Source organism: Vibrio owensii CAIM 1854 = LMG 25443 (genome assembly GCF_000817815.1).
GTDB lineage: Bacteria > Pseudomonadota > Gammaproteobacteria > Enterobacterales > Vibrionaceae > Vibrio > Vibrio owensii.
This window is the reverse complement of record NZ_JPRD01000044.1, coordinates 71611-79174: the sequence shown is the minus strand read 5'-3', so window position 1 is coordinate 79174 and position 7564 is coordinate 71611. Positions and strand designations below refer to the sequence as shown.

Here is a 7564-nt window from a genome sequence, read left to right as displayed (position 1 = left end):
ATGATAGACCTGAGACACTATTCTATCTTGATCCTCCCTACGTACCTGACACTCGGATTAATGGAAAATACGAGCATGAAATGACCATAGAGGAGCACATGGATATGGTAGACAGCTTGCTGGGCATTGAAGGCAAGGCTGTTCTTTCCGGATACGCTCACCCTGTGTATGAACCTCTTGAGGCTGCAGGCTGGAAACGAATAGACATTGAGGTTATTGCCACATCAAGCAAGACGAGAACGAAGCGCACAGAGTGCCTTTGGATATCGCCATCCTGCGATCGGCCCAAGCTCACAATAGAAGAACCAACTCAAGACAACCTGACAAACCGACAAGCAGCAGCTTATCGCGTCCACAAGGCGAGAACGGAAGACAGCGAAGCAAAAATAATCGAAGCTATCAAGATACTGAAGAGGATAGGAAAAAAGGTGACAAAGGCCGAAGTGGCAAGAATGACCGGCATTTCTCGGGTGCAAATATCCCGACGCTATTCCCACTTATTCTAAAAAAGGCGGTCGAGCCGCCTTTCCTTGTATTTGTACTTAAACTGAAGCCTCACTCTTTTGAGCCAGCTCTTCCTTTAACTGACCAATAAATGGGATCCAGACCTTATCCCAGAAGTCCTGACAGCAAGGGGACACTTTGGTTGCTGACGGGAGATACTCGTAGTCACCGAACACTTTCTCAAATAAGGGATGATCAATAAGCTCCTTGTAATACAAGTCGCCTTCTCTGTGCTCAGTGCACAGCATGTCTTGCCACGCCTCCCTCGCCTCTGCTTTGGTCAGGCCATCTTCACGGCGTGATTCTATGATGCATTGCTTCACCTCAACAGGGTATTGCTCAGGTGCCGGCACGTAGTGTTTATAGCCGGTGAGCTTCTTCATGCAATAATCGAAATCAATTTCAGTCAGAAACTCTTTGGGATCACCTCCGCAGTGGGTCCAGTTATGAGAGTATGTGCCATAGTCTGAGTTGATAGCCACTCTGACAGATTCTTTGCCGCAGATTAAGAAGATATCACCCCAGCCCACACAGCTGTCGTGACGAACTTGGTATAGATCCGCTTGCGTTTTGATTACTTTAGTCATGATTCCTCCAATCTACAGCTTGATGGCTTTAACTTGCTTGACTACTGACAAACACAAGGGACACGTAATTCCCCCACGTTTAACTACTTTAAATTCCGCTTTAATAATGTTGTCACTGTCCACAGCATCACCGCATAGTGTGCGCTCGGTGTCCATTGAGGCCAGTGCGCACCAAACCTGCTCTGACTCTTCTCTCACTCCTTGTGAGTGGCTTTCTGTTATCTTGATTAAATGATTTGCCATACCTACCTCACAGCCCAATATCAATGCTTAGGTAAACATCACGCACGCGCTCATCCGTGATACCGATGTATTTAAACGTCTCCGTGACGCTTGAGTGGTTGAATAGCTTCTGCAGTACATTAATGTCTGCGCCGTTCTTATAGGCGTGGTAGCCGAAGGTCTTACGCAATGAGTGCGTATTCAAGCTGTAATCCAGCCCCAGACTGTCTTTAACATCAATCAGCTTGGTTGATATCCATTGACGGCTAACCGGCTTAGGATCGCCTTTGACACGATTTCCGGTAGCCTGAAACAGATAGATAGCCTCGGGATTGTTCATTCTCAGGCGCTCAACGCACTGCAGCGCGGTTCTATTCAATGTCAGGCGCTTTGGTTTGCCGGTTTTCTTCTCTTCCAGCTCAACGTAACCAATATCTTCGCCTTCCAGCTGCATTGTCTTGATGTCGTCGAATTTAAGCTTCAGCAGGTCGCTAATACGCAGGGCCACATTACAACCGAGCATGACCAGCTCAGCCTCTCGATGGTTCCCCCACTTTTTGAGGCGGTTGTAGATGGCTCTCACGTCATCCAGATCTTTGATTGGGTCAACTTGTTTCATTTCATACTCCCTGACCGTGCAGGCTAATTGAAATTACCTGCACTTGATCATTCTTCTGGTGATTAACTTTACGCTGCTTGTTCTGTTGCTAATCCAGACTTTCTCAATGCAGCCTGAACCGCTTTGACGATGCGAACCATGTAAGCGTATTGGTGGGGCACTCTTGTAGGGACTGTGACAATGCCAAGGTCTAAATATTCGAACTCTTCTTTGCTTTCATGATCAGGGCACTTGTAAGTGTCATAGCTGTGCTCGGGAGCGTACTCTTCCCAATCTTCGATATCGTAAAGCGCACGGGCCAAGCTGGAACCGATATGATTTAAACGGCGACAGCCTAAGATGTGCGCTCTCGCCAGAGGCAGAAAAGCATCATAATCCGGCTCTTCGCTACTTAGCGAACCACACAGATTAGAGATCAGGTAGTGCTCATCACAATCACAGAAGAACTGAGCAATAGTTCTGCCACCCATCGCGCCCCAGTATGAGGACCACGATTTACCGTAGCACTCAATGACAATCTTTCCTTTGCCGGCAACATAGTCTTCCAAAAATACGGTGATAGGGTCGAGAGATTCAATCTCAGTGATGCGCAACTTAATCGCTGTGCTTTGTTCGATTTTCATGATTTTTTCCTTTGGTCGGGGTTACAAATCTAATTGCTATAACGAGAATATAATAAGATTGTGTAAATCAATCAAGGGAAAGATAGGGAAATATGAGAAATGACGGGCGATTTCTTATTGCTAAAACGTGCTTTTAGCAATTAGGAAGGTAAAAAAAGGCCCCGCATCCTTGCGAGGCTACCCTACTAGTTGGCAATGCAATTTCATCATTGGGATAGCAATGTTCGGTCTTGGCATGAGGCTGGGGGTCGACAGCCAGTGTGGCTAATCACCGCTTACCGTACCCCCGTATGCAGCTAAGGGAAGCTACGCCATTGCAAACAATGCCCGTTCATCTTAGTGCGTCTGCGATCACCCTAACCACAACAAAAAAATGTTGGATATAAGAAAGCCCACTCACAGGAGCGGGCTTTGTCTTACACCGAGTTGAAAGAAGGATAACCTTTCAAAAGCGATAGTACGGGCGCTAATGCGCTGGCACTACAACATTTTCTTGTTATCCTCGCCGCCCTGCTAAGCCATGCAATGGCGCAGCCATTGCCCGTAATTTAGCCGATTAGGACCATTGTTCCTATGTAAAGTGTAAGAGTATTTTTTGCACAGGGTTATCCCCTTGATTTGGGGATAACCGCCTATGCTCGCCTGTAGAACTTAAAGAACTCGTCCAGTCGTTCGACCTCCATCAAGCCAACCTGTGCGTACTCATTCAGCCCATCGTCTATCCAGTCACTGCAAGCTGCCTGAATCGCGGCCCTGACATCTGGGTAATCATCAGCCTCACACTCAACCACACCACCGCTTTCAATCGCAGCGATAGCCTGATCCGCTGGGCTTGCCTCTTCCTCTCCCAGCAATGCCATTGCTTTCGCCAGAGCATTATCAGATTGACCATCGCTTTGCTCGCCGGCAGGAATGTAATCAACCAACCAGAAGAACGCCGTTGCATCAAAGATGTCGGGAGACTTGATACCCTCACTACGCAGCTGCTTCTTGGAGAAGATGCGCCAGCGGCCCAACTCGTCAAACTCATACGGGATCTTGACGAACTGTTTCTGCAGTTTCTTCTCAAACTGTTTCGTCTCACCTTTATGCAGCTTCAAGCGGCCAGTGCCCAAGGCTTCTTTGACCATGACACAGGCAAAGTCTTTCTCTTTCGGGAAACGCTGCTTCACTGAGTTCGCGTGTGGTGGTCGGCCCCAGTGGATACGAGTCACGTTCACACCCAGCTTTTCACACTCTTGCGCTGTCGTCAGACCATAACCGTCCGCATCAATGCCAACCGAAATATTGGTGTAACCAGCCGTTTCTTGGTGAATAAAGCGAGCAAATTGAACCCCGTCCATATCTGCCGGCGCTTCAATCGCTTTCACCACTTCAACCTGTCGCTCACTACCAAAGCCACAGACCTTACCAATCTTGAGGACTGAACTATCTCGACCTTCACCACCGGCGACGTCGGCAACAGCCACCCAGCCCCACTCATCAGCAAATTCAATAACCGCCTCAAAGCCTTTATCAACCAGACTACGGGAGATCAGGAAGCCACTTGCATCATCAGGACAAACACCCAGAACACGGATCCCGTATTCAGGGCTAGTCACGCCACCGTACTCGATGCGCTTCTCTCGGATAAACTTGAGGTTAACAAACGGACTCATTTCACTGTTGAGCGTGATAGCCGTGTACAGCCCTTGCTCAGCCAGCTCCATTTGAGAGTCAGCAAAGTGACCGGTCGGCCTTGTAAACTGACTAATGAGCAGCATTTTGTTGTTGTCTTCGGTCAATGCACCACGCAGCACCTCAAAGGCTCGATCTGATACGCCTGACGCCTCATCGACCACAACCATATAGTCTCGACGGTGCTGACCGGCCAAGCCTTCCTCATTGCCCTTAGAGCAGGTTTTACCAAAGATTTGCCAGACACCTTTGTAGCCTTTGGCGTAGAAAGACTTCGCGGTAATGATGAAGTACTGCTCTAACCATGGCTGACGCTGGCAGATCTTCACCCAGAGACGCTTGATGTACGAGAAGACAACGTTTGTTACCTGATCCAGCGAGTTTGCGGTCAACATGCACAGAGACTCAGGGTGCGTGATGATGAAGTGCAAACACAATGCAGCGGTCAGGTGGGATTTACCGGTACCGTGACCGGACGCCACAGACACACGCGCCCCGACAGGCGTCAGGGCGTTAATGACTTCGATTTGCTGAAACGACGGCTCCATCCCGATAACATCATAGATAAACGCCAATGGCCGGCTGCGATAGCTCGCTGCAAAATCCAGATAACGAGGATCCAGAGTAATAGCAGCGTGCTTATGCTTCTTGCGGCTTCTGTTCCTAGCTGCCATGGCTATCCTCAGCGTTTAGCGCTTCCAGTTCAGCCATACGCGCCGCCAAGAACTCTTCAGAGCTTTGCTGATTACCAAGCTGCAGCTGCTTCTCGCGCTCTTCCACCATCTGAGGCGTAACTGCACCCGTTGGTAGCTCGGAATCGTCATCATCGCCTTCACCCAGCTCAAAGCGGATCTGCGCCAGTAGGTTAGGCGGAATGTCTAAGCCATTCGCGCTGAGCATGTGCCCTGCGGTTAATGCGTCAATCTCTTCATTTGCTAACTGGTTAAAGACGGTCGACTTGATAGCCAGCTGCTCGCTGTAAGATAGCGTGCTGCCCTGCAACAACTTCTGACGCAATGACTCCAAGTTAGCAACACGGCCCATCCAGCGGTCAATCACAGCGTCCCAGTCCACGCGCTTCATCTTTATCGTGGTACCCAGCGGACCTATGTTGTCCTCAAACGCTTCTGCACGCATCGCTGCATGGTTGAAGTAGTCAGGCTTTTGAAAACTAGGCGTAAAGCCTTCATCATCCGGATCCGCTGCAGGGGGCGGCGGTTCGTTGGCCGCTTCTTCTGCCTTTCTTGCCTGCTCTTCTGCAATTCGCTTCTCGATGTACTCCTGTTCGCCCTTCAACCGGAAAGCTTCAGCCAACTTAGCGCGAGCTAAGGCCAACTCATGATCAATACCGCCAGCAGCAGAAAGCGCTGTTTCATACGCTTCCGCCATTTCATCCGTCAGGTGGCGAGCATAAAGCCCGTGCTTTCTGGCGTTGGAATTGCCAGCCTGCCCACCCCTATTTCGTTTTGCACCAGACTGGGAAAACGATCGATCACTATTGCGCGCGCGCTCCCCGTCAGAGTGATCACTATTGGTATTAACTTGTTGTTTAGACTTGGTTTTATTGCCTTTTTTGGTTGTTGTTTTACTGGCTTTGCGATCGCTTAAACGATCATTATTAAGATCGTTATTGCGATCATTATCGTGGTCGATCGGGGCATTGCCCGATATTTCAATCTTACCTTTGCGGTACTGGGTAATCGCACGGGTGAGAGAGCCAAGCGGCACCCCTTCATCCTGTGCAAAGTCTTTGTTTTTGTACTTGGGGTCGTCCTTCTGGCGCTGAAATAACAGCGCCAGTAGACTCGACCAATCGTAGGTGGACTTTCTAGCCATAGCTAACCTCTACTACTGTGCTGCCGCTGCTTCAGCAATACAGTGATCGCACTTTGCTAGTGACTCGTTCTCTTGTAGTAACCTCTTGTTTATCTTCTCCAATTTCGCTAAACGCTGAGACATTTCAGCAACTTGGCTCTCCAACTTACTGCGCTCGCGCTCCCACTCTATGCGTTCATTTTCCAACTGCTTTGAATACAGGGCTTCAATGGTCTTGACGCGCTTATCAAGGTCCTCCTGCAACTGGTTCATTACTTTTTGCTGCAACTCCACGACAGACGTCGCCCCTTGAATCATGACCTCATCGGCCCGTGCATCATCAAGTGGCTTTTCTTGTCGTTTAATCATGAAGTTCCAAAAACCAGCGCCCAGAACGGCAGTGATCAATGGCACCACAAAATCTTTAAGCTCAGTCCCCGTCATCCTGTTCGCCCTCACCTTCCACCCATTCACGAAGCGACTGTTTATCGACGTTACAGGCTTTAATGACCGCTTCCCGCTCAACGCTCTGAGCGATACCGTCTTCAAAGCTGTCACCCCTCAGCGGTGCATCAGGGCAGTCTTTAAGCCATTCCGGTGGTGGATACTGCTTCTCTACAACGGTTTTAATCACCGTCACTGTTTTTGGTGGCGCCGCCGAGCATCCGGATAACACTGTCAGGCATCCGAGTACGCAAACACGCAGCCTCTTTCCCATCATTGCCACTCTCCTTCTCAAGTTGAGCGAGTTTTCGTCCTAACTCACTGTTACTCTTAGAAAGTTCGCGCTCACGATCTGCAGATATTTTCCGCTCAAGATCTCGCGCTTGCTCCATCTGAGTGATTTGCTCGTTGGACTCTTGCAAGTCCTGCTTAAACTGGGCATTGGTTTGCGCCAGCTGGGCATTCTCTTGCGTTTTGGTTTCAATGGTGGTCTCTAAGTTGTCGATGGTGATGTACTGGACGCCTACGACGCCTACGACGCCCAGTAACAAAGCCCCAATGAGACCACCTGCGACATACACAGGGTTCATTTGAGCATCCTCATCTGCATCCAGTACCGCCAAATCCGCTCAACATAGGTTTTGGTCTCTTTCGAGTGATGCCCTGTTACCTGCGGAAGACACCGGATGATGTCTTTGTAGGGAGCGGGATTACCACAAAGCTTTTGAGCCTTGATGATCCAGCCACACCCAGCGTTGTAACAGGCCCAAGCGAGCGATAAGCGGTCCGACATTGGGCGGGGGGACTTCCACACATTCAGCCTGCCGGCCATGTAGTACGCAGCAGCTTCGATGTTGTGAACAGGGCTATGCACCGACACCTCATCAAAACCAAGCTGAGCGGACACTTCAGCCCACGTAGCAGGCATAAACTGCCCCAATCCTGCCGCCCCGACATAACTGACGGCCTGCGGGTCGAGAAGGCTCTCCTGATACAGCTGAGCCTTTAAAATCTCCATCCCATAGACCGCCTCATACGCCGGAAGCCAGCGTTTTGCTGACTTCCGGATCTGC

The 7564-nt window shown here is 49.8% G+C and carries 10 protein-coding genes and 1 pseudogene; 1 reads left to right on the top strand and 10 read right to left on the bottom strand.

All coding sequences use genetic code 11. The annotated features are described in order from the left end of the window. A pseudogene (locus tag H735_RS21675) lies at positions 1-506 on the top strand (DNA adenine methylase); the annotation flags it as partial. Positions 507-542: 36 nt separating this feature from the next. Here H735_RS21675 and H735_RS21670 read toward each other — a convergent pair. The 10 genes from H735_RS21670 to H735_RS21625 form a co-directional block, all read right to left on the bottom strand. Then, the gene (locus tag H735_RS21670) at positions 543-1091 is read right to left on the bottom strand and encodes a phiTE_072 family protein (RefSeq protein ID WP_020195242.1); all 549 of its coding nucleotides are present in this window, start codon (positions 1089-1091) and stop codon (positions 543-545) included. A gap of 12 nt (positions 1092-1103) precedes the next feature. Next, on the bottom strand, positions 1104-1334 hold the full coding sequence (locus H735_RS21665; protein WP_020195241.1) for a hypothetical protein: 231 nt from the start codon (positions 1332-1334) through the stop codon (positions 1104-1106). A gap of 7 nt (positions 1335-1341) precedes the next feature. Continuing rightward, positions 1342-1932, bottom strand: a complete 591-nt coding sequence (locus tag H735_RS21660; RefSeq protein WP_020195240.1) for a tyrosine-type recombinase/integrase — start codon at positions 1930-1932, stop codon at positions 1342-1344. 68 nt (positions 1933-2000) lie between these two features. Further along, positions 2001-2555 (bottom strand): phiTE_072 family protein, encoded by a 555-nt coding sequence (locus H735_RS29695; protein ID WP_020195239.1) that lies wholly within the window; start codon positions 2553-2555, stop codon positions 2001-2003. Positions 2556-3187: 632 nt separating this feature from the next. After that, positions 3188-4906, bottom strand: a complete 1719-nt coding sequence (locus H735_RS21650) for a hypothetical protein (RefSeq protein WP_020195238.1) — start codon at positions 4904-4906, stop codon at positions 3188-3190. Beyond that, complete coding sequence (locus H735_RS31460) at positions 4896-6068, bottom strand: hypothetical protein (protein WP_020195237.1); 1173 nt, start codon at positions 6066-6068, stop codon at positions 4896-4898. The genes H735_RS21650 and H735_RS31460 overlap by 11 nt, the downstream gene beginning before the upstream one ends. 12 nt (positions 6069-6080) lie before the next feature. Beyond that, positions 6081-6491 (bottom strand): hypothetical protein, encoded by a 411-nt coding sequence (locus H735_RS21640; RefSeq protein WP_020195236.1) that lies wholly within the window; start codon positions 6489-6491, stop codon positions 6081-6083. Beyond that, positions 6478-6681, bottom strand: a complete 204-nt coding sequence (gene lysC / locus H735_RS21635) for an Rz1-like lysis system protein LysC (protein ID WP_020195235.1) — start codon at positions 6679-6681, stop codon at positions 6478-6480. Before lysC ends, H735_RS21640 begins: the two co-directional genes overlap by 14 nt. Then, positions 6674-7081 carry a hypothetical protein gene (locus H735_RS21630; RefSeq protein ID WP_020195234.1) on the bottom strand — a complete coding sequence of 136 codons (408 nt, stop codon included), beginning with the start codon at positions 7079-7081 and terminating at the stop codon, positions 6674-6676. The genes lysC and H735_RS21630 overlap by 8 nt, the downstream gene beginning before the upstream one ends. Beyond that, entirely contained in the window at positions 7078-7509 is a 432-nt protein-coding gene (locus H735_RS21625) for a transglycosylase SLT domain-containing protein (RefSeq protein ID WP_020195233.1), read from the bottom strand. The genes H735_RS21630 and H735_RS21625 overlap by 4 nt, the downstream gene beginning before the upstream one ends. Between the last annotated feature and the right edge of the window lie 55 nt (positions 7510-7564).

Coding starts and splice junctions, on each gene's coding strand:
- H735_RS21625 (WP_020195233.1), bottom strand. CDS start 7,509: ATGGAGATTTTAAAGGCTCAGCTGTATCAGGAGAGCCTTCTCGACCCG.
- H735_RS21670 (WP_020195242.1), bottom strand. CDS start 1,091: ATGACTAAAGTAATCAAAACGCAAGCGGATCTATACCAAGTTCGTCAC.
- H735_RS21640 (WP_020195236.1), bottom strand. CDS start 6,491: ATGACGGGGACTGAGCTTAAAGATTTTGTGGTGCCATTGATCACTGCC.
- H735_RS21630 (WP_020195234.1), bottom strand. CDS start 7,081: ATGAACCCTGTGTATGTCGCAGGTGGTCTCATTGGGGCTTTGTTACTG.
- H735_RS21665 (WP_020195241.1), bottom strand. CDS start 1,334: ATGGCAAATCATTTAATCAAGATAACAGAAAGCCACTCACAAGGAGTG.
- H735_RS29695 (WP_020195239.1), bottom strand. CDS start 2,555: ATGAAAATCGAACAAAGCACAGCGATTAAGTTGCGCATCACTGAGATT.
- H735_RS31460 (WP_020195237.1), bottom strand. CDS start 6,068: ATGGCTAGAAAGTCCACCTACGATTGGTCGAGTCTACTGGCGCTGTTA.
- H735_RS21650 (WP_020195238.1), bottom strand. CDS start 4,906: ATGGCAGCTAGGAACAGAAGCCGCAAGAAGCATAAGCACGCTGCTATT.
- H735_RS21660 (WP_020195240.1), bottom strand. CDS start 1,932: ATGAAACAAGTTGACCCAATCAAAGATCTGGATGACGTGAGAGCCATC.